A 20,895-nucleotide genomic window follows, 5' to 3' on the forward strand; every position below is an offset into this window, starting at 1 on the left:
TTTCAGAATACAGTTACCTGGTTAATCATTGGCAAACTTGGGATTCACTTTAAACTTAAAGATGACCTCCCAGCTGCCTGCCTCAAAGATGGTGAACGTCAGTCCCAGTGCGGCCTGGGTACGCTGACCATATGAAACCCTTTCATAGAGAAAACCAATAGCGGCTTGTTCATTGATACCTACATCCGCCAGCACCGGGAAGGGATTGGTGATATCCCAGGTAACTACGGTACTATCCTGCGTCATTTTCCGGTTAAATGCAAAAGGAACCATTTGCTGGATGGTATTACTTCTGTAAACAAGACTATCCCATTTGGTAATATTAAAAGCGGGTAGCCTGATCGCCGCGGAATCTGCATCAAAAAACTTAATAGAGAGTGAATTCTTTGCGGTGCCTGTTTTCCGGAAATAAACCGTGACATTATCCGATGTAATAAAATTATTCTGCTTGTCCTGCACACCAATCACAGTAGGATGAATCACCCCACCCTTGTCCAGAGGTTTGCGTAGCCCTGTAAAATCATCGAATTCATAGGGTTCATAAGGGCGTGGCCGTGCAAGCTGCAACTTTCTTTTCTGAAACGTTTTTTGCCCGCCGTTGTTCTTCACAAAAATGTCGAAGGTATAAGTACCGGGCTTCAACTTCGAGGTATCAGTAGCCCAGAATACCAGGTCTCCGGAATTAGGTTTGATATCCAATACCGGTCTTTTCACAGGTATCCGCTTGGCATTAATTTCTTCCACACTTTTCTCTGTGCCGCTATAATAAGTCTTCCATTGCCAGGTATCTATCTCTTCTCTTAATGCGGGTACAGGCTGACCATTGGGGCCGGCAATATTCTGTAGCTCAAACGTAAGGGGCTGAGTGGAGTAATCCGGATTAAACTTGCCATAGAACACGTTGGTGCGGCCAAAATTTGCAGCATAGAGATCACCATCGAAACTGGCATTGTTACTGAAATGTTCTTTTTCTTTCGGCAACAAACTTTTATAACAGCTGGTTGCCATCATTGTCAGCAGGCCAATAATTGCATATTTATATACTTGCGGGTTCATGGCTGATTAATTTATTTTAGTGAAAATAACACGGTGCAGATTCAGGTTAGCCTTCTTCATCACCACTTTCATCAGGTGCTTACCCTGTGGTAAATCGGCGGTGCCAAATGCACCCTGCCAGTTTTGCCAGCCACCTGTTCCCTGTATGGGAATTTCATTTGATACGGTTACACCATCTATCGAGAGATAAATAATACCGCCACCGTTTCCGGCTATTCTCAGTTCTACTTTATATTTTCCAGCTTCTTTAATATTCACGGTATATCTTACCCAGTCGCCATCACTGGTCCAGCCTATGTTGTAGCCGCCACCGGGACTTACCTGGTTATCTCCTTCAGAACAGTTTTCTGTACCTGGTGCATCCGGACGATAAGCATGATTACCATTACCGTTATTGTAATGGAATGCCACCTCTTTAGGACCTTCGTCATAGTCTGCCGCATTTACAATACCCGGTATTTCAATCGGGTAGCCGAGGTAAGGGCCCTGAATAGGTTCCAGTGATTTAGGATAGGCCTTGCCAACAAAAGAAGTAAACCCAAAAACATGTCTGCTTTCCAGGATATGCATCAGCCCATTTTTTGTTTTGATATCCACGTTCTGCGTCAGAACAATAGACCAGTCCTTGATGAACCGGGAATCATTACGGTCGCTGAACTGTATCACTTCCGTACCACCGCCCACAGCGCCGGAAGCATTGGTGCGACTCATCTTCCCATTCATGCCGTGTTTGTACAGCGATACGAGGTCGGCGCCATCTGCATAACGTAATGAATCAGCATCTACGATGCCCTGCAGAATATACCGGCGTAAAAGACTATCCCATACCTTTAATGGAATGCTGTCCATGGTCCAGTTACCAGGGTCTCCCAAACGTATCCGTGCGAAATTCACATTACGCATGGCCGTTTCAATGCTGTTATCCTGTGGTATAAAAAAAGTGACCTTATCATTTTTTAATGTTTCTGTAAGATGTACGCTGTCTATGATCCTTAACAGGGTGTCATATAAGGTGCCCTGTGCCTTGAGGAAATCATAAGTACTTACGCCCACTTCGGATACAGGTTTCGCATTGCGATAGTCCTGCATCCCTTTTTTGCAGGCAAAACACCCGGTGAGCGCCAGCAGTAATAGCATTTTTTTCATGGCAGTGATTTATTATTTCCAGAAACTATTTTGAATCAGGGATGGATTGTTGGACAACGCCTCCTGTGATATGGGCCAGTAGGCAGCACCTTTATCTACGTCCGCCTGTGTAAGCTTGCTGTATTGAGGAATACGCTTAAAATGTACAAGGTCATACCAGTACCAGCCTTCTCCCATCAGTTCCCGGCGGCGTTCCAGCAAAATAGCATCCAGCAGCGCTTCTCCGCTGGTAGCTGCATTCACATTTTTGAGCGCCCTGCTGTTACGTATCCGGTTTAAATCCTTCTGTGCCTCATCCGTCATTCCCAACCGGGCTTTCGCTTCTGCACGTAACAGGAATAGTTCTTCATAACGGAATACAATAATACAGGAGGCGTACATTTTCAATACAGGATTGGTCACACTGCTGTTGATCTGCTTCATCTTAAAGAAGATAGGATAGGTATCTTCCAGCTTGGTAAAAAAGTAAGCAGGACGTTGTTCATGCGGCTCTGCGTAAATCTTTAACACCGTATCTCTCGGAACATATATTTCAGACTCCCGCTTAGGTATATAAGGATCCCGTAATGTCCAGTCTTCCAGTTGTCCGGTAGAAGAAATTTCCGCATGGTCAAAGTTCATATCTACCTGGAAAATGTTACAGTCAAAACGCCCACGGAAAGCACCATCCAGCCTGGTAAGCTCTCCCACGCTTACAAAATTGTAGCCGCTGCTGGAAGTAGTGTTAACTACGATATCCGCATATTCCAGCGCTTTATCGTATTTACCCTGCCAGGAATAAATATGTGCCAGCAACGTATAGGCCATTCCTTTAGTAATCGTAATGGACTTATGGTGCGATTCTCCCTGGCCACGGTAGTCCCCCTGCTGTTCCGGTGACTTTCCATCATACCTCCAGGGCAAACCATCGATACAGGTTTTAGCTTCTGCGGCCGCATAGTCCAGTACTTTCTGCCAGTTTTCCCTTGCAATATTCTTAGTACTGCCATCCGCTACTTTGGTTACCAGTGGCACATCTCCCCAGATCCTGACAATATAGTAGTAGAGAAAAGCACGGATATAAATGGCTTGCGAAATATCCAGCTTCAGATCGTTCTGTGAATAACGATAGTCTGATACCGTTACCTGTGGCAATTTGGCGATAGTAAGATTACATTGCGCAATAGCTGCATAAAATCTACGCCAGTCACGCCATTGCGACATAGTGGAAAAAGTAGCGTTCAGATTACTTTCTACCACGGCTTTGAGATCACCGCGTTTGGTAGACTGAAAGTCTCCTCCCCGCAAGTCCCCATATACCCAGTGCGCATTTTCATTGCACATGGCTGCTCTCATTAAAGCATAACAGGCAGATAATCCAGCACGGGCATCATTCTTTGTCTGCCACATATTTTCTTCTGATAAGGCACGATGTCCGGGAACGTCCAGCATCTTTTTACAGGACAGTATACCTACCGCCAGGAACAGCATGATCCCGGCAACAGCAATATTTTTCATGATCTTGTTTTTTAACATCAGAATTGAAAATTAAAGCCCAGTGTAAATGTGCGCGGAGCAGCCCAGTTGTAGTAGCCTTCGTCATAGCCGAAATAGCTGACTGCTTCCGGATCACCACCTTTGTACTTCGTCCAGGTAAGCAGATTGTTACCGGTACCATATACACGCAAATGATCTACACCCGCTTTTTTCATCCAGGCAGTATGCAGGTTGTAGGCCACGGTTAACGCACGCAGCTTTACATAAGAGCCATCTTCCAGGAATAAGGTCTGGTTAGGCTGATACGCATACACGGCACTCCAGGGATTATATTGCGGAATTTTACTGTAATCACCTTCTACTTTAGACCACCAGCTGATTTCTTTGATGGCTTTCGGATCATCAATACCTTCGCGGTTGGCAAAATCAAAACGATCGGCTAATACCTGGTTGATCACTTTACCGCCAAATGCATAATTCAGTAATACATTTACTTCCCATTCGCCATAGTGAAAAGTATTACTAAAACCACCCTGTGCGGCCGGAACCATCCTTCCTTTCATCACCCTGTCTTTATCATTGATATCAAAATTACCATCCAGGTCTTTCCATTTGGGGTCTCCCTTCCGTAGTGTTACGCCCAGATACGACTGCTTCTTACCGGTAGCAGGATTGGTAGGTACTTCTGCATCTGAATTATAAATGCCTTCATTGATCAGCAGCCAGTAGCGATCAACTGGTTTGCCTACTAAAAAGCGGCGGTTACTGATTACCAGGTCGGTCAGGCCACCTGGTAAGGCGACCAATTTATTCTGGTTGGTATACATGTTGATGCCTGTGGTCCATTGGAACTTTTTACCCCGCACCACATCTGCCTCGATAGACAACTCGTAGCCGTAGTTGCGGATATCCATGCCATTCTTAACGATCCCGGTGTATCCTTCTTCCTCCAGCGTAGGAATTTTCAGCACCAGGTTCTTGTCTGTTTTGGAATATACATCCAGCGAAGCCCGTAGGCGGTCATGAAATAAACCGATGTCGATGCCTCCATTCAGTTGCTCTACTACCGGCCAGGAAGTGCCCGGTACCACATAGCCCGTAGCATACGCCGCATTGATTGCCGGGAAGGCGTTATAGGTAGACATATTAGGTACGCCTGTCCATCCGGCATCCACATTATACACCGGTCCTGCCTTGTACAATTCATCCATCATCAAACGACCTACACGCCCCCAGCTGGCCCGTACATTCAGGTTACTAAGCCAGGAAGATCCTTTGGCAAAATCTTCATTGGTCACTCTCCACGAAGCGGATAAAGTAGGCGATACCAGCCAGCGGTTGTTGGCATCCAGGTAGGAAGTACCATCTCTTCTCACATACAGAGACACAAAATATTTGCTGTCATAATTATATCCTACGTTGGTATAGAAAGAAGCCAGACGCGACTGCGTAAAGTCTTTCGTATTAAACATCAGCCGGAAATTGCCAAAACGACCAGGCTTGTTGTTATCATCTCCCGGTTGATATATTTTCACATAATCACTGGATCCTTTGTAGGCACGCCCATAATCATAGCGCCATTTATCCCATTGGCCATATTGCCCCAACGTCACGTCCAGGTGATGTTTACCGGAAAAAGTATTTTCGTAATGCAGGGAATTATCCAATACCAGGCGCTTATTCAATCCATCAAAATTGGATACATAACTATTCCCTTCACCTAATGCGGTTGGTACAAAGAAGTCGCGGAAGTTTTGTCCGTAGTCGATCGCGAAACGCGTGTTCCAGGTAAAGTGCGACAGGAAGCTGTACTTCACATTGGCGATGATGCGGGCGGAGTTATTTTTATTCCGGTTGATCGTATTTTCCAGGTCGGTATAATATTGCTGGAGATAAGCTTTGTTGGGAGAAAGAGGCGCATCGTAGTTAAACAGGTAATCTTCGTCACCTGCCCTGTCACGGATAAATTCATTCCGTTTACGGTTCAGGTTAGCGATGGCCACATAGGTGGTAAATACCAGGTTCTTTATCGGCTGGATATTGATACCAAAATTTACATCATAGCGTTTGATCCCGGTTTTATCATAAACACCCTGTTGGGAAGATTGTCCTATACTGAAACGGAAATTAGCATACGGTGTACCACCGCTAACGGCAGCCTGTATGCCATCAGTAAATCCATTTCTTAAGAAAAGATCATCCCAGTTGGCAGGTCCGAAATAACGCCCCTGGGAAGAATCGGCCAGGTAACGTGGAAAGTTCCGCCACTGTGTTTCGTCTGCATACTTTTGATAAAACGGCAGACGGAAATCACTCTCATACTTTCCATTCACCGCATCTACCGAAGGACGTAAGGACAAACCGGCATAAGCATTCAAAGATACTTTCATCGGTCCTACACGGGGCGCTTTGGTAACAATATTAATGACGCCGTTGGCCGCATTGGGTCCGTATTTGGCGCTGGCACCAAAATCCTTCAACACTTCAATGCTTTCAATATCGTTGATATCCAGGAAAGACAACAGGTTGGTTTCCGTGCCCATCCGGTTAAAGTCGAAACGCTGTATATCATACGCAAAAGCGTGGTCCATGATCAGTGGTACACCATCTACCACATAAGTGGGTTGTGCATAAAAGATATCACGGTTACTCAGCAACAGAGAAGAGGTACCGCGTATAAATACGCTGTTGCGTTTTCCGGGTTCAGCAGATGGCGTTCGTATATCCACTCCCGTTACTCTGCCAATCAGCATCTGATCGATACTGGTATAAGGCATCTTTTTTACTTCCATAATATTTACGGAAGAAACAGCGCCGTTCCTGCTGGTTTTCAAAAAGAGTTCATTGTTGGGAAGATATCCCGAGGTGTCTCTTCTTGTAGACACTACTTTTGAAAAAGCCAGTGAATCAGCATTTAAGCCGAGTGTGTCCTTGGCTTTTTTAAACAGCATACTCTGCGCCTGTGTATTGGTAGATACCAGGCACACCGCTGCAAAAAAATAAATACCCCGGTGCAGGAAAAAGTAAATGTATTTCATACATGCAATATTTAGGAATGAGAATCCCATGGCGTAAAGAAGCTTTACACCGGCAATCATTTTTTTTTGACACTTACAGGCATAGCAAGGCCTGTTCCCTTTCAGGAAATATCATTTATCGTTAAGTCTGGGAGAACGCCATGGTGGCAGATGGGCAATAGGCTAACCCGCAATATGCTGCGAACAGCATAAGCATAACTTTACCATATCTGACAACTGCTAAAACATAACGTACCGGAGGCTTTTAGGGGCAGCGCGCTTCCCTAACAGGTTGCAATGAACGATGAGTCATGGAAAAAGATTAATGAACGTGAAATTTTTAAATCGATCTGTACTCCTTTGGTTTTCAATAATTGCTAATACCAATACACAGCGGGGAAACTACATTAAACACAGGGTCACACCGTCTATCAGTACTATCAACGCTCTTTAAATTCTGGTTGTTTATTTAACGCTACAAGCCAAATGTAATTAGCTAAAAGGATTTTTCATAGTTTTTTGTTAATTATTTTTAAAATTTAATTCCGGAAGCTTTTTTCATTGCTGATTACACCGCTTTAATTTCCATCATTCTTTTTTCGAATTCCTCATTCACTACAATAGATTTATTCTTCACACGGGTTTTAATCTATTAGAGGTATCTGCCAGTTGCTGGTTGCTTCCTTTTTTTATGCGCGGCAAAACGAACCACGCGCTAACCATTCATTCAAACATAATAAGTACCAAAGCAAAAACGGGGCAAATTAATAGGCTCTGTCGGTGGTATACCGCACTAACTCTTCCAGGGCGGCACGGATAGGAGAAGGAGGAAAAGTATATAAAAGGCCGAAAGCTTCATCGCGGTAAGCCATCATTTTTTCAGTAGCATATTGCAACCCTCCGGAATGATTGACCGCCTCCACCACAAAATTTACCTTGTCTTTATCGGTATGCTGGTGCTTTACAATATGGAGTATCTTTTTCTTTAGCACGGGGTCGGCGTGATGGACGGTATATATCAGGGGCAGTGTTACTTTCTTCTCTTTAATATCATTACCGGTGGGTTTGCCCACATCTTCCTTGCCATAATCAAAGAGGTCGTCCTTTAATTGGAAGGCCATGCCTACTTTTTGTCCGAAATCGTGGAGTAACTGCACGGTTGCCGGATCGTCTGAGGTGGAAGATGCGCCCGCAGCACAGGCGGCAGCCAGGAAAGAGGCCGTTTTAGCGTTGATCAGGTCATAATAGTCCGATTCTTCAAAGCTCAGTTTATTCGCTTTGGTCATCTGCAATAACTCCCCTTCAATCATTTGCTGTATGGCGGCAGAATAGATTTTCAGCAGGCCGGGGTCATTATTATCGAGCGCCAGGAGTATACCTTTGGTAAACAACTGGTCTCCCACCATCACGGATACACGATTTTTCCAGAGTGCGTTGACAGAAAAGGCGCTGCGACGCTTCATAGCATCATCTACCATATCATCATGCACCAGAGAGGCAGTATGCAGCATCTCTACCAGCAGGGCAGCCCGATAGCTGCCATCATTAATATCACCGCATAAACGGGCACAGAGTAACACGAACATGGGCCGCATCTGCTTACCTTTATGGGCAGCAATGTCGGTCATGATCCTGTTCAGCAACAGTACATCGCTTTGCATGGCATTATTGAATATTTCCTCAAACCGCTGTAATTCGCTTCCTATCGTTTCCCTGGCTAACTGCATTGTAATTGATCAACTATGAACGGGGCCGAAATTACTACATCTGCGCGAAAATCCCTTAGCGGCTATCTTATATCTGCATCAAAAGTGCTATAAACAGGGTATTTATTCTTTTTTGGATGGCCGGCCACTCACTTTATTTTCCTTTCCAGGAAAAAATCAATTCCTATCCTCCCCCCACCAAATACAAAAAGGGTAAACAACATGACGATATAATAAAGAGGAATTTCAAAGCCATTATCACCGGCGGCAAAGCCGTTACTCCAGTGTACCGTAGCAATAGCTACTATCATGCTAAAAATAAGTGGTAAGGTAATATAACGAACAAACCATCCAAGGGTTAAGAGTATAACACCCGCTACTTCTGTGATACCCACCAGGTACGCACTGACATAGGGCAGGGGAATATGTAGTGTACCAAACCAATCGCCGATACCATGTATATCACTCCATTTCATTTTCGCAGGCAGGTAAAAGCCATAAGCCAGTACCAACCGCATCAACAATAGCGGTATATCCTTTAATGCCGATAAACGGCGGGCCAAAACAGCGTAGGTGCGCATATGTTATATTTGAAATCCCAGCACAAAATGTTGCTGCTGCATATGTTTCAAAAAGTTCAACGTATCATATTCCAGTGTATCTGTATCCGTTATATTCAGCTGCGGTGCATAATCCAGTATATCCCTCACCGTTATCCCCATCACCAGTTGCTCTGTTAAAAAGGCCAGCCAGGGCGATACATCCGTGAATTCCACATTCCCGGTTTCCGGATGCCGGTACAGCAACACAAAGTAAATACCTTTATTTGCCAGTAGTTCTTTCGGCTTCGCCATCAGGTGTACCGGATACTGGAACGATAACAGCCGGTGCTCCGGATTCAATACCAACGGTGTTTCCAGCCAATCGCCGGTGAGCGCAAAGGGAGCCGCAGGCATATCTTCCATGTTGTATACTTCCATTTCTGCCCATTCAAATGCCAGCAGGTCATTCAGGTAAGGCAGCTGGTAGGCTTCTTCCCAGTTATGTTCTACAGCGTAGGTGTAAAACTCCAGTGGAATTTTCCATACCTGGTAAGACTGGCACGCATGATGGGAAAAGAAATCCTTTACCATCCCTTTCCACTTCCGCACAGGGATATTCTTAAACGCAATCGGGAAAGCGCTTTCCATGGTATCATTGATCATATTGAATACCATGCGGCGATAGTGTTTCAGCCGTTCAGGCGCTACGCCGGGCAGCGTTACTTTTTCTCCTGTTCTGCAATAGGCAGAAAAAGTCTGCTGTATATGATAGGTGTCAGGCAACAAGTTCATTTTGCAATTTCCATTGTTTGTGACAAATACTTTTCAGTCTTGATAATTCTCCCTGCAGTTCTGCCATTTCCGGTATATTAAAGTCTCTTTCCAGTAATACCGGTACGGGCTGCAGGTGCTGTAAAGTCCATTCAAAAAGATCATACACCGGATCTATAATAGGTTCTCCATGTGTATCAATAATCAGATCCGGCGCTACCTGTTCATGGCCGGCCATATGAATGTAAGCGACTTTGTCCAGCGGCAGTTGTTGAATAAATGCTTTGGCATCGTACTGATGATTGAAAGCATTCACATAAATATTATTGACGTCCAGCAATAGCTGACAGCCGGACTGCTTTACTACTTCTTTAATAAAATCCACTTCACTCATTTCTGCAGCCACAGGTGTATAATAGGATACTATTTCCATCACCAGTGGACGTTGCAGGTATTCCTGTACTTGCTGTATACGGCTGGCAATATGCTTCACTGCATCCATTCTGAATGGAATGGGTAACAGGTCATACATATGCGCATTATCACATTTGGAATAACTCAGGTGTTCTGAATATAACTGTACTTTATATTCGTTGAGAAAGGCTTTGATGTACTTTAAAAATTCTTTATCCAGTTCTTCCGGACTGCCTATTGACAGGGAAAGACCGTGACATAAGACCGGATATTTTTCCACCACTCGGTGTAATATCTTCTTCCAGTAACCACCTATGTTCATCCAGTTTTCAGGTGCAAACTCAATAAAGTCGGGCCTGATATGTTCACCGCTGATCATTTCTTCGGCAAACTCTCTGCGAAAACCAACACCTACCATGATCGTACTATTTAATTGGTGTGAAGGTAAAAATAGTGAAAGGCCGGCTTACGTACCCTACCGGCCTTTTCAGCTATTCAAATAATTACTGGCCGGATTTGGTAGAATCGCTTTTTGGCTTACCACCTTTCTTGCCACCTTTTTTATTACCACATTTGCCTTCACCACATTTACCCTGACCACATTTACCATCTTTTGCTTTACCAGCAGAAGCGCTGTCTTTCTTTGCGCCACAAGCCAGTTCAATAGTATTGGCAGCATTGCCGGAAGTGCCGGTTAAAGCATTTCTTACAGCAGCACCGGAACCCAGGTTAGTATAGCTAACTGGTTTTGCAGATACCTGCAGAGCAGCCAGACCTAAGATGGCACTGGCAACGAGAGAACCTGAAAATAATACTTTGTTGTTTTTCATGTTTTGAAGATTTAAAAACTGAGTGAAAAAATTTATGTGTTTGATAGTATAGACGTGGTGATTAAAAAATCCTTACAGGTACTTCAAATTATTTTTTCATTTCTTCTACAATCATGTTTTCCCATTTGAGTTTCAACGATTCATCGGGGAGTATATCCGTTTGCGTTATAAATCCCTCGATGTGCTTATCTATAGCCTGGCTTTGCTTCGCGTACCGCCGGCAATAAATGCAGTATAAAAGATGTATTTTTAAACCTATTCTTTGTAGTAATGTCAATGATTGCTGTTGTAATTGCTTTTCCACCAGCATGGTAGCTTCTTTACAGCAAGGCGGCCATGTATGTTTATGTTGTCTCATTGTCAATTACTGAACCAGTTTTTTTCAAGGCAAGCTCTCAGCTGCAATTTTGCCCGGTGAATAATTACCCAGTAATTAGACGCAGTAATAGATAAATCCTTACAAATGTCTGCCGATTCTTTTTCTTCGAGGTACTTCAGATTAAACACTTTTCTGCCGATATCGTTCAATTTACCCATGCAGGCGCGTAGTATACTGTAAAAATCTGTCTGCTCCTGTTTGCTGCCTATTTCCGATATCCAGGCTTTAGGGGCCGTTTCTTTGCGCCAGTGTCCTTTTTCATTAAAAAAGAAATGATGGGGATCACTATCACCGGTTTTCTCTTCATCTATACTTATCGTAATTGCGGCCTTATTGGATTTCCGGAAGTGATCTGCTATTTTATTTTTAAGAATGGCCATCAGCCAGGTTTTCTCGCTGCTCTCGCCCCGGAATTGCTCCTTCGCCTGCAGCGCACTAAGGAAAGTTTCCTGAACCAGGTCTTGTGCCAGCCCGTTGTCCGATACTTTAATTACCGCAAATCTATATAATTCATCTGCGTATAACTTCACCCATGCGGTAGGATTACAGGTTATCATAGATTGTTGTACAGTTGAGTCAGCAGCTTCTTCCCTCATAAACTTGTTTTGCATATATTGCTGTAGAAGCTTACGGAAAATTAGCTTTTTTAGATTTCTCCCCACCCCAAAAAAATGTTAAAGGCGGATGACCGGCAGTTAACGATTGGTAAATGGCAGCAGAGGGGGTAGCCACTATTCAGCATTTTGTACTATTTTTGGCCCGTACCCAATGAAATATGAATTAAACTCGGCCCATGAAAAATGAAATGTCGCCTGTAACGTCCGTTTACTTTATTACATTATTAAAGGCATATTTACGTGGTACTAAAACAAGACAGGAGGTCATAGAAGAGCTACGAGGCGTTACGCCAATGCACGACAAAGCGGAAGATTCCCACACTGAAGTCAGCAGCCTGCTGTTCAAGACGGCCAGTGAAATGAATGAAAATTATTACCAGGACATCGTAACCGCCATTTCCAATGCCACTGATACTACCCCCAGCCGGGAAGGTGTAATACATCAGCTGGAAGCTATGCTGACTGGCTTTATTACGCCCAAACAGCTATTCGAATGGGCTACCTGGCATAACGAACCCGACGCGGAAGACGGCGCCGGCTTTTTTAGTGATATAGCAGTAGATTATTTCTGTACACAACTGCTGCCTGCTTCTTTTGACGAACTGGCTATTGCACAATACAAACAGGCCCTGAAAATATTCCAATCCGGCACGCATAACAGCCTGAAAGATAAAGTAGCACTGGTACTGTTGTCTGAAAAAGAAAGACAACGCTTCTTATTTTACCTGGGCGACTATATACAGGGGCATACTTCACCGGAACAACTGGACGTATACCTGCTGCACAAATTTGGAATGGACCATCACTCCTTTCCTTATATGTCTTCCCTCTCTGCCATTATGCATGAACCCGGTAAACTGCCGGCCCTGCTGCACATGGCGGCAATGGATGCCTGATCACGATTACTTTATCACATCCATTATGCGAACGGCCCGGTTTTCACCACTTACAATATCAGTAGTGTAGGTGATCACCTTATCTCCGTTGCTGTATTCCAATAGCATTTCCAGCGGCATCGCTACCGGCGGATAACTACCCGCTATCAACATTGATTCAATCTGATCCTTATAATAATCCGGCATAAATGCATAACCGGGAAACAGCGTATGTGGCTGTAAGGGTACCCATACGCGTGCTCCTACCAGCGCATGACTGGTTACTTTTACCTGGCTGGAATCTGTTTGCACATTATTAGCCTGGTATTCTTCACAGGCTACTCCCGCAATTACTTTCTTAGCCCCCGTTTTCACCAGCTGGTTTAAATAGCCGGTTTCTCCCGGATAAATAGGTTCCATGGTCGTCAGGTCCAGCTTCTCTTTGGTGCCGCTGCCTGTTTTGTGAATAGCCGTGATACTGAGTTGTGATCCTTTTGCAAAATCTGCGTAAAACTGGTAACGCGCCCCTGTACTTCTGCTCAACAAATGTATCGCCATCCGGGGCGCAGCGCTGCTGTAATAAATTACAATCTGCTCTCCCCCGTTGATAACTTGTTGATTGCCTTGCCAGGCCTCCATTTCCTGGTACACCGCAATGTCAAATTCAAATACGGAATCTATTGTTACCTGCTCATCTCCCCCAATGATCAGGGACGGATTATCACTGGCAGGTTTCGTGTTGCTCAACTCATATGGACCTTCTTCCTGGGAAGAATCAGCCCTGGCGGTAGTAAGACTCCGGACTTTGTCCTTCATCTTTTTCAGGAACTGCGCTTGTATAACGGTGCTGCATAGGATCAGCCACCCGAGCAGGAATACCCGCTTATTCATAGGGATAGTTTTACCTACCCAATATACAGTAAATTATCTTAATATATTAAAACCCATAAAGTGAAAAGCAAAAAGCTATTGTTGCGGGTCTTTGACCTGACCATCCACTACAATAGCTTTTGCTTTCAGCTATCAGCTTACCATCAAACTACAGCCTCTCAGTGCAGAATTATCCAGCCGGCCTAATACCTCAAAACGGCCATCGGCATGCATTCTGCCGATGTCTTCTGTCGCAATGAAAGCACAGGAGTATATATTGGCCAGATCGATGACATTCATCACGCCGGCGCCTTTGCCGGCGGTAAGCTGGAAAGGATCATTCTCATCCCGCAACAATACCTTCATCCAGGGTGGGGTTTCAAACATGCCATCCCCTTTGGAATAAGCCTGCGATAACAACTCCGTCATACCATATTCCGCATGAATAGCGGAAGCACCCAGTCTTTCCTTCAGGAAATGATGCACTTCCTGCCTGGTCCATTCTTCCCGGCGCCCTTTCATGCCACCGGTTTCCATCACAATGGTGTGTTTCAGTTGCAGGGTATACTGCTCGGCAAAGTCGAGCAACCCGAAAGTAACGCCTATCAGTAACACCTTCTGCCCACGGGCTTCCAACGCCTGTAAATGGTGAAACAACTTATCATGCTCATAAAGATAAAAGCCACTTTCCTTATGCCCGCTGCGCTCCACCATCTCCTGCACCATCCGCACCAGGGAAGAATGCTGCCGCTCCAGGTAGGAAGGCAGTAATCCAAGAACGACATAATCACTCACCGGTCCATAAAACTGCTCGAAGGCGGTCATGAAGCTTTGGGTATAAATCGCTGATTCCTTTACCAGGTGACGGCTGTTCACCGTTTGGGTAGTACCGCTGCTCTCAAACACCAGTTCCGGCTCAAAAGTGCCGCATACGACCGTATGGGATTTAAAAAATTGTATAGGCAGATAGGGAATTTCCAGGATACTTTTCACCGAAACAGGTGATATATGCAGGGCATCCGTATAGGCCCGGTACAGGTCATTTTCCCGGTACTGGTACCTGAAAAGCTCCAGGGCTGCGGGCTCCAACCCACTTTCCTGCAATGAAAAAATATATTCCGGTGATACCGCGGTCATGTAAATCTGGCTTTAAAATCATACAAAGTTAGGGAGAAGAATAAATCTAGCCGCAGTAAGTAACAATTGTCATAAAAAAACGTTTTTAAGAAGATGTATAGTGATGACTGAATATTTGTATATTTCCTAAATTAATGTAGGTTTGTTTTATGAAGAAAATTCTGTTTTTGTTCCTGCTGGCTGGTTTGTTGTACGCCTGTAAAAAGGATAACATAGGTTCCAAACCTATTCTCACATTCAAAGGATATACAGCAGACAGTGTCACAGAAAGAACTGATGTCATGTACGTACTCATGAATGTGGCAGATGGAGATGGGGATATTGAAGACACCCTGTGGATTGCACCTATTATTGACAGTCAGGCGCCGGATACCCTATTTCTTACCAAACCGATGCCTACTATTGGTGCTAACAAGGGGAACAGCGTAAAAGCAGAAATACAAATAAAGATGGAATCTGTAGACCTCAGAGCTGGCAACAAACCAACCAGCCCTAATGACAGCATCCATTTTGAAGTATTCATCAAAGATAATGCGGGTCATTTTAGTGATACTATTTTTACGCCTAAAATAGCATATCGGGTAATACGATAATAGCTAAATACCTTACATTTACAACATACCAAGGATTCCTTTTACTAAAGGAATCCTTTTATTTTTAGCTTTACCATTCATTTTTAGCACATGGATAAAATAGAAGAATTACAGGCAAAAATGGCCGAGGCAATGTTGGGCGGTGGTGATGTACGTATTGCTTCCCAACATAAAAAAGGTAAGCTGACCGCCCGTGAAAGGTTGCAGCTCCTGATGGATGAAGGGTCTTTCGAAGAACTGGATATGCTGGTCACTAACCGTAACCGCGGTCTTACCGCCGATCAGGAGCAGTTCCTCGGCGATGGTGTGGTAACAGGCTACGGCACTATCAACGGCAGACTGACCTACGTTTTCTCTCAGGACTTCACCGTATATGGCGGTAGCTTATCAGAACCACATGCCCGCAAAATATGTAAGGTCATGGATCTTGCCATGCAAAACGGCGCTCCCATCATTGGACTGAACGATAGTGGCGGTGCCCGCATACAGGAAGGCGTGGTAAGTCTGGGTGGCTATGCCGATATCTTCTATCGTAATACCAGGGCTTCCGGCGTTATTCCACAGATCTCTGCGATCATGGGCCCCTGCGCAGGCGGCGCGGTATATTCCCCTGCCATCACCGATTTTATCCTGATGGTAGAGCAAACATCCTACATGTTTGTAACCGGACCTAACGTAGTAAAAACCGTTACGCACGAAGAAGTAACGTCAGAAGAACTGGGTGGTGCTCAAACACATGCTGCCAAAAGCGGTGTTACCCACTTCGCCTGCAGCAACGAAATAGAATGTATTCAATATCTCAAACAGCTGTTGAGCTATGTGCCCCAGAACTGTGAAGAAACCGCACCCGTATATGCTTACGAGCCTGGCAACGAAATCAGGGAAGCACTGAACACGCTGATACCGGCTCACCCCAACCAGCCGTATGACATGAAAGAAGCGATTGCCGAAATCACCGATAAGGACAGCTTCTTCGAAGTACATAAAAATTTTGCAGAAAATATGATCGTGGGCTTTGCCCGCATTGCCGGCAGAAGTATTGGAATAGTAGCCAATCAACCTGCTCACCTCGCAGGCGTACTGGATATCCACGCTTCTGTGAAAGGCGCACGTTTCACCCGCTTCTGTGATGCATTTAATATTCCTTTGCTGGTACTCGTAGATGTACCTGGCTTCCTGCCCGGCACCGACCAGGAATGGAATGGCATCATCACCAACGGCGCAAAACTGCTGTATGCACTTAGTGAAGCCACCGTTCCCAAGCTCACCGTTACTACCCGCAAAGCCTATGGTGGTGCATATTGTGTGATGAACTCCAAACATATTGGCGCTGATATGAACTACGCTTTCCCTCAGGCGGAAATAGCTGTGATGGGTGCAAAAGGCGCAGTGGAAATCATCTTCAAAAAAGAAATTGATGCAGCACCAGACCCGGAAGCCCGCATGAATGAACTGGTAGCCGACTACCAGGAAAGATTCGCCAATCCTTATCTGGCAGCGGAAAAGGGATATATCGATGAAGTCATTTCTCCGGATCAGACACGTATCAAACTGATCAAAGCTTTCAAGATGCTCGAAAATAAAGTAGTAAATATGCCGAGAAAAAAACACGGCAATATACCTTTGTAGCGGTTAGCTGTTAGCTATTAACTTTTAGCTTTTAGCAAATGCAGCGAAGACCAAATAACATCCTCTTCGCTGCATTTGCTAAAAGCTAAAAGCTAAAAGCTAATAGCTAACAGCTAAAAGTTAAACTCATGTTCCGAAGCGCTTTCAATTTCATACTTTTCACTTCGATCTATATTTCGTTGTGTGCACTGCTGATGATCTGGCAAACCAATCAACTGCTGGGGCTTCAATATGATCAAAACACGTTCTATCTCTTTGTTTTCTTTTCTACTATCTGCAGCTATAACTTTCACTGGTACCTGACACCTGGCTCCTTTTCTGCCACTTCTGAACGAATCCACTGGAATGACCGGTACCGTACCGGACTGCTCCTCCTTTGTGGTATTGGTATCATCGGTTCCGGATGGTTCTTCTGGCAATTGCGCGAACACTGGCTGGTACTTTGTGGCAGCGCTATACTTACCTTTTTATATTCGGCGCCTAAAGTGCCTCACCCGGCCTTTCGCTGGCTCAGCAAAATTGCCATTGGCAAAACCTTGTTCCTCACCTTTGTATGGACCTACGTAACTACCCTGCTGCCTGCACTGGTGGCTGGAAAATATGCTGCTACACCGCTGATACTCCTTACCCTGCATCGTTTTTTCCTGATTTATGCGATCTGTATTTTGTTTGATTACCGCGACCTGGAATCAGATAAAAAAGAAGGCATCCGCAGCCTGATTACAATGCTGGATCTCAAAAACCTAAACCGTCTTTACTACTTTTCCTTGCTGATAGCAGCTGTCAGCGCAGGATTGATGGGCCCATTCACCACACTCACGGCGGTCATCTCCCTGATGATTCCGGTCATTATTACCGCGCTGCTGACGCGCAAAGCACAGCATAGCCATTCAGATTACCTGTTTTACTTTGTGCTGGATGGATGTATGGCATTATCTGCAGCCCTGTATTGGTTAGCTGTTAGCCTGTAACTAACTGCTTTTTCCCTACCTTTGTCCGATCAAAATTTCCACAAAACATGTCCAAAAAGCAGAAATCAATATTCAACAAGGAATCATTGACATTCCTGGAAACTTACCTGAACAACCCATCTCCTACTGGTTTTGAGAAAGAAGGACAAAAGCTTTGGCTGAAATATCTGGCACCTTATATTGATGAGCACTTTGTAGATCCATACGGTTCTGCAGTAGGCGTTATCAATCCCAAGGCGGAATTCAAGGTAGTTATCGAGGCCCACGCCGATGAGATTTCCTGGTTTGTAAACTATATTTCGCCGGAAGGCCTGATCTATGTAATCCGCAATGGTGGCTCCGATCAACAAATAGCGCCTTCCATGCGTGTAAATATTCATACCGAAAAAGGTGTCGTTAAAGCTGTATTTGGCTGGCCCGCTATTCATACCCGCATCCGCAGCGGCGATGGTAAAGAACCACAACCTAAAGTTGAAAATATTTTCCTGGATTGTGGCGCCCGTTCGCGTAAAGAAGTAGAAGAGCTGGGCATTCACGTAGGTTGCGTATGCACGTTTGCAGATGGCTTCCAGGAACTGAACTACGATTATTATATCTGTCGTGCGATCGATAACCGCATCGGTGGTTTTATGATTGCAGAAGTAGCCAGAATGCTGAAAGAAAAGAAACAGCAGCTGCCTTTCGGTTTATACATTGTAAATGCAGTACAGGAAGAAGTAGGATTACGTGGCGCAGAGATGATTGCCAAGCGCATTAAGCCCAATGTAGCCATCATTACAGATGTTACACACGACACCACCACTCCGATGATCAATAAAAATATTGAAGGAGAAATTAAATGCGGTAGTGGTCCCAGCATCACTTATGGTCCGGCAGTACACAACATCCTGCGTGACCTCATCATTAAAACAGCTAAGAAAAACGATATCCCTCACCAGTTGCATGCCGTAAGCCGCAGCACCGGTACGGATACGGATGCTTTTGCCTACAGCAATGATGGCACCCCTTCTGCCCTGATCAGTTTACCATTACGCTATATGCACACCACAGTAGAAATGGTGAAGAAAGATGATATTGAAAATACAATTCACCTGATCTATCAGACCTTACTGAACATTACACCTAAGACTAATTTCCAGTACCTGTAGTACCGGATGATGAAAATATAAAAAAGCAGTGGAGATAATTCTCCACTGCTTTTTTTATAGTCAGATGTAAAATTAGTTCTTAAAGAAATCTGCTGCCCTGGTTACTTTTTCAACCCAGGCACCGGATGCTGCCTGCAGCACATACTCACTCAATCCTACCCTGCTCATACCTGGTGCCCAGTCATAGGTATACCCCATCCTGGTCCATGGATAATGCGCATCTGTGGCGGATGTTAGCGGCCGATAGTAAGCATAAATAATGTAGTTGTTAAACCAGGTAGCATACGTAGGCGGCACAGTGCTCTGCAACACCGCAGTAGCGCTTTTCGTATTAATGGCAGGATTACCTGCCGGACGGTATAAACGCTCCGCCTTCACCCACATGGTGGCTATATGGGTATTTGTTTTAGAATTTACCGGTGGCAATCCTAACAACTGGCATACCCGCATAATGGTATCCGAGGTCGCTGTAAGAGATGGACCTACCTTGTTTTTCATCTGTTTAGGTATAAACAGCCAGGATTCGCCCCATACATTGGTAATAGAATCGCCTTCAGGATAACTGGAAGGGAAGCGCATAAAAGTAGCCAGCAATACATACGACTGGCCATTAATGGTTTTCCATTGCAGGTCCGCATTATCTGCTGTAATAGGCCATAAGGCATTCGACATTTCACTACTGTCTGCTACCATCGCGTCAGATACGGCTTGTGCGTATAACTGATCCATTGTTTGAACAGGTGGCGGGGTTACCGGGTCGTCATCATTTTTATTACAACTGGTAAATGCAACAGACGCCATAAGCATCATTGCGGGCAGCATGCTGCCGGAGAGGAAATGTTTCATAGAAATGGTTTTCTGGGTGCTGGTTATTTAATTCGAGTCCCGCAATTAAGTGTATTTCAATGAAATATACAAATTTGAAAATGAACTGCTGCCAGCGCCCGCAAACAGGTTCTCCGGATTATGTTATATTTATAGTAATCAAAATAATCTCCCATGGCAAAACAAATGTCTGTCATTCCCTTTACGGGAAAACTCGGCCCTCTCATTGGGTATAAGCGCAATGGCAACTACTTCCTGCGCAGCATGCCTGAAAACGTGCAGCAAACGGCTGCTACCCGCCGCGCATCCCGGCGCTTTGGCATCGCCAGCAGGAAAGGCGCTTTTATCCGGCATACTTTATACGGCCACCTGGATATCCATTGTGACGGCGGCCACATCAATCGCCTGAACAGGGTACTCATTGCTGCCGGCGATCATCACGAGGCCATCACAGGCTTCCGCTTCAATCAACATACCGGCGTAGATCGTTTCTTTCCGGTGGCTCCCCGGCTTCTGAGCAACGGAATATTAAATATTCCCGCACAAACCATCGCCGGGTATAAAGGTATGGCTGCACTGGAAGTAAAAGTGATCGCAACGCGCATTGATTTTATATCACGTCAGGTGGCGGGTAGCGAAACGGTTACACTAATGATAGACCCCAATACCACTTTCCAGGAAACAAATGTTTCGCTGGAGGTGCCCGGGGAGGGCTCACTGGTAGTAGTCTTCCAGGTAAGAGCGATGTACAAAGATGGCCCATCGGGCAACAAAAAATACATGGCCGCCGATATTATTGCGGTGGCAGCCCCGCAAGCACCCAAATATGCTCATAAACGTACTTACCCAAAGCGGACGAAATTGCTTCCCAAACTTATCTATACACACGCATA

20 protein-coding genes are annotated in these 20,895 nt (G+C 44.9%); 6 read left to right on the plus strand and 14 right to left on the minus strand.

Going from position 1 to position 20,895, the window contains the following annotated elements:
* Positions 1 to 21: 21 nt before the first annotated feature.
* The 11 genes from AC1DP6_RS24725 to AC1DP6_RS24775 form a co-directional block, all read right to left on the minus strand.
* Positions 22 to 1,056 (minus strand): DUF5007 domain-containing protein, encoded by a 1,035-nt coding sequence (locus AC1DP6_RS24725; protein WP_477057235.1) that lies wholly within the window; start codon positions 1,054 to 1,056, stop codon positions 22 to 24.
* A 6-nt stretch (positions 1,057 to 1,062) separates the two neighbouring features.
* On the minus strand, positions 1,063 to 2,202 hold the full coding sequence (locus AC1DP6_RS24730; RefSeq protein ID WP_477057236.1) for a carbohydrate-binding protein: 1,140 nt from the start codon (positions 2,200 to 2,202) through the stop codon (positions 1,063 to 1,065).
* A 12-nt stretch (positions 2,203 to 2,214) separates the two neighbouring features.
* The gene (locus tag AC1DP6_RS24735) at positions 2,215 to 3,699 is read right to left on the minus strand and encodes a RagB/SusD family nutrient uptake outer membrane protein (RefSeq protein WP_477057237.1); all 1,485 of its coding nucleotides are present in this window, start codon (positions 3,697 to 3,699) and stop codon (positions 2,215 to 2,217) included.
* A gap of 17 nt (positions 3,700 to 3,716) precedes the next feature.
* On the minus strand, positions 3,717 to 6,716 hold the full coding sequence (locus AC1DP6_RS24740) for a SusC/RagA family TonB-linked outer membrane protein (RefSeq protein ID WP_477057238.1): 3,000 nt from the start codon (positions 6,714 to 6,716) through the stop codon (positions 3,717 to 3,719).
* Between the two features lie 743 nt (positions 6,717 to 7,459).
* Positions 7,460 to 8,422, minus strand: coding sequence for a polyprenyl synthetase family protein (locus tag AC1DP6_RS24745; RefSeq protein ID WP_477057239.1), 963 nt, complete (start codon positions 8,420 to 8,422; stop codon positions 7,460 to 7,462).
* A gap of 128 nt (positions 8,423 to 8,550) precedes the next feature.
* On the minus strand, positions 8,551 to 8,982 hold the full coding sequence (locus AC1DP6_RS24750) for an HvfX family Cu-binding RiPP maturation protein (RefSeq protein ID WP_477057240.1): 432 nt from the start codon (positions 8,980 to 8,982) through the stop codon (positions 8,551 to 8,553).
* A 3-nt stretch (positions 8,983 to 8,985) separates the two neighbouring features.
* Positions 8,986 to 9,735, minus strand: coding sequence for an HvfC/BufC N-terminal domain-containing protein (locus tag AC1DP6_RS24755; protein ID WP_477057241.1), 750 nt, complete (start codon positions 9,733 to 9,735; stop codon positions 8,986 to 8,988).
* Entirely contained in the window at positions 9,719 to 10,546 is an 828-nt protein-coding gene (locus AC1DP6_RS24760; protein WP_477057242.1) for an HvfB family MNIO-type RiPP peptide maturase, read from the minus strand. Before AC1DP6_RS24760 ends, AC1DP6_RS24755 begins: the two co-directional genes overlap by 17 nt.
* Positions 10,547 to 10,631: 85 nt before the next feature.
* Positions 10,632 to 10,958: a hypothetical protein gene (locus tag AC1DP6_RS24765; RefSeq protein WP_477025864.1), complete on the minus strand. Its 327-nt coding sequence runs from the start codon at positions 10,956 to 10,958 to the stop codon at positions 10,632 to 10,634.
* Positions 10,959 to 11,046: 88 nt separating this feature from the next.
* On the minus strand, positions 11,047 to 11,316 hold the full coding sequence (locus AC1DP6_RS24770) for a hypothetical protein (RefSeq protein WP_477057243.1): 270 nt from the start codon (positions 11,314 to 11,316) through the stop codon (positions 11,047 to 11,049).
* 2 nt (positions 11,317 to 11,318) lie between these two features.
* Positions 11,319 to 11,933, minus strand: coding sequence for a sigma-70 family RNA polymerase sigma factor (locus tag AC1DP6_RS24775; RefSeq protein WP_477057244.1), 615 nt, complete (start codon positions 11,931 to 11,933; stop codon positions 11,319 to 11,321).
* Between the two features lie 197 nt (positions 11,934 to 12,130).
* On the opposite strand from AC1DP6_RS24775, the gene AC1DP6_RS24780 reads away from it, so the two are divergent.
* The gene (locus AC1DP6_RS24780) at positions 12,131 to 12,850 is read left to right on the plus strand and encodes a hypothetical protein (RefSeq protein WP_477025867.1); all 720 of its coding nucleotides are present in this window, start codon (positions 12,131 to 12,133) and stop codon (positions 12,848 to 12,850) included.
* A 6-nt stretch (positions 12,851 to 12,856) separates the two neighbouring features.
* Here AC1DP6_RS24780 and AC1DP6_RS24785 read toward each other — a convergent pair whose 3' ends face one another.
* Entirely contained in the window at positions 12,857 to 13,720 is an 864-nt protein-coding gene (locus AC1DP6_RS24785) for a hypothetical protein (RefSeq protein WP_477057245.1), read from the minus strand.
* A 132-nt stretch (positions 13,721 to 13,852) separates the two neighbouring features.
* Positions 13,853 to 14,836 (minus strand): LuxE/PaaK family acyltransferase, encoded by a 984-nt coding sequence (locus AC1DP6_RS24790; RefSeq protein ID WP_477057246.1) that lies wholly within the window; start codon positions 14,834 to 14,836, stop codon positions 13,853 to 13,855.
* A gap of 149 nt (positions 14,837 to 14,985) precedes the next feature.
* Here AC1DP6_RS24790 and AC1DP6_RS24795 point away from each other — a divergent pair, with 149 nt between their 5' ends.
* The 4 genes from AC1DP6_RS24795 to AC1DP6_RS24810 all read left to right on the plus strand — a co-directional run bounded on the left by AC1DP6_RS24795 (position 14,986) and on the right by AC1DP6_RS24810 (position 19,177).
* On the plus strand, positions 14,986 to 15,429 hold the full coding sequence (locus AC1DP6_RS24795) for a hypothetical protein (RefSeq protein WP_477057247.1): 444 nt from the start codon (positions 14,986 to 14,988) through the stop codon (positions 15,427 to 15,429).
* 90 nt (positions 15,430 to 15,519) lie between these two features.
* Positions 15,520 to 17,058: an acyl-CoA carboxylase subunit beta gene (locus tag AC1DP6_RS24800; RefSeq protein ID WP_477025871.1), complete on the plus strand. Its 1,539-nt coding sequence runs from the start codon at positions 15,520 to 15,522 to the stop codon at positions 17,056 to 17,058.
* Between the two features lie 128 nt (positions 17,059 to 17,186).
* On the plus strand, positions 17,187 to 18,029 hold the full coding sequence (locus AC1DP6_RS24805; RefSeq protein WP_477057248.1) for a UbiA family prenyltransferase: 843 nt from the start codon (positions 17,187 to 17,189) through the stop codon (positions 18,027 to 18,029).
* A gap of 47 nt (positions 18,030 to 18,076) precedes the next feature.
* Positions 18,077 to 19,177 (plus strand): M42 family metallopeptidase, encoded by a 1,101-nt coding sequence (locus AC1DP6_RS24810; protein WP_477057249.1) that lies wholly within the window; start codon positions 18,077 to 18,079, stop codon positions 19,175 to 19,177.
* Positions 19,178 to 19,249: 72 nt separating this feature from the next.
* Here the strand turns inward: AC1DP6_RS24810 and AC1DP6_RS24815 are convergent, their stop codons facing one another.
* Positions 19,250 to 20,023, minus strand: coding sequence for a hypothetical protein (locus AC1DP6_RS24815; protein ID WP_477057250.1), 774 nt, complete (start codon positions 20,021 to 20,023; stop codon positions 19,250 to 19,252).
* 153 nt (positions 20,024 to 20,176) lie between these two features.
* Here AC1DP6_RS24815 and AC1DP6_RS24820 point away from each other — a divergent pair.
* Positions 20,177 to 20,895, plus strand: a 719-nt coding sequence (locus AC1DP6_RS24820; RefSeq protein WP_477057251.1) for a hypothetical protein, incomplete at its 3' end; no start/stop codon positions are given.

Source organism: Chitinophaga sp. 01L420 (assembly GCF_056399985.1).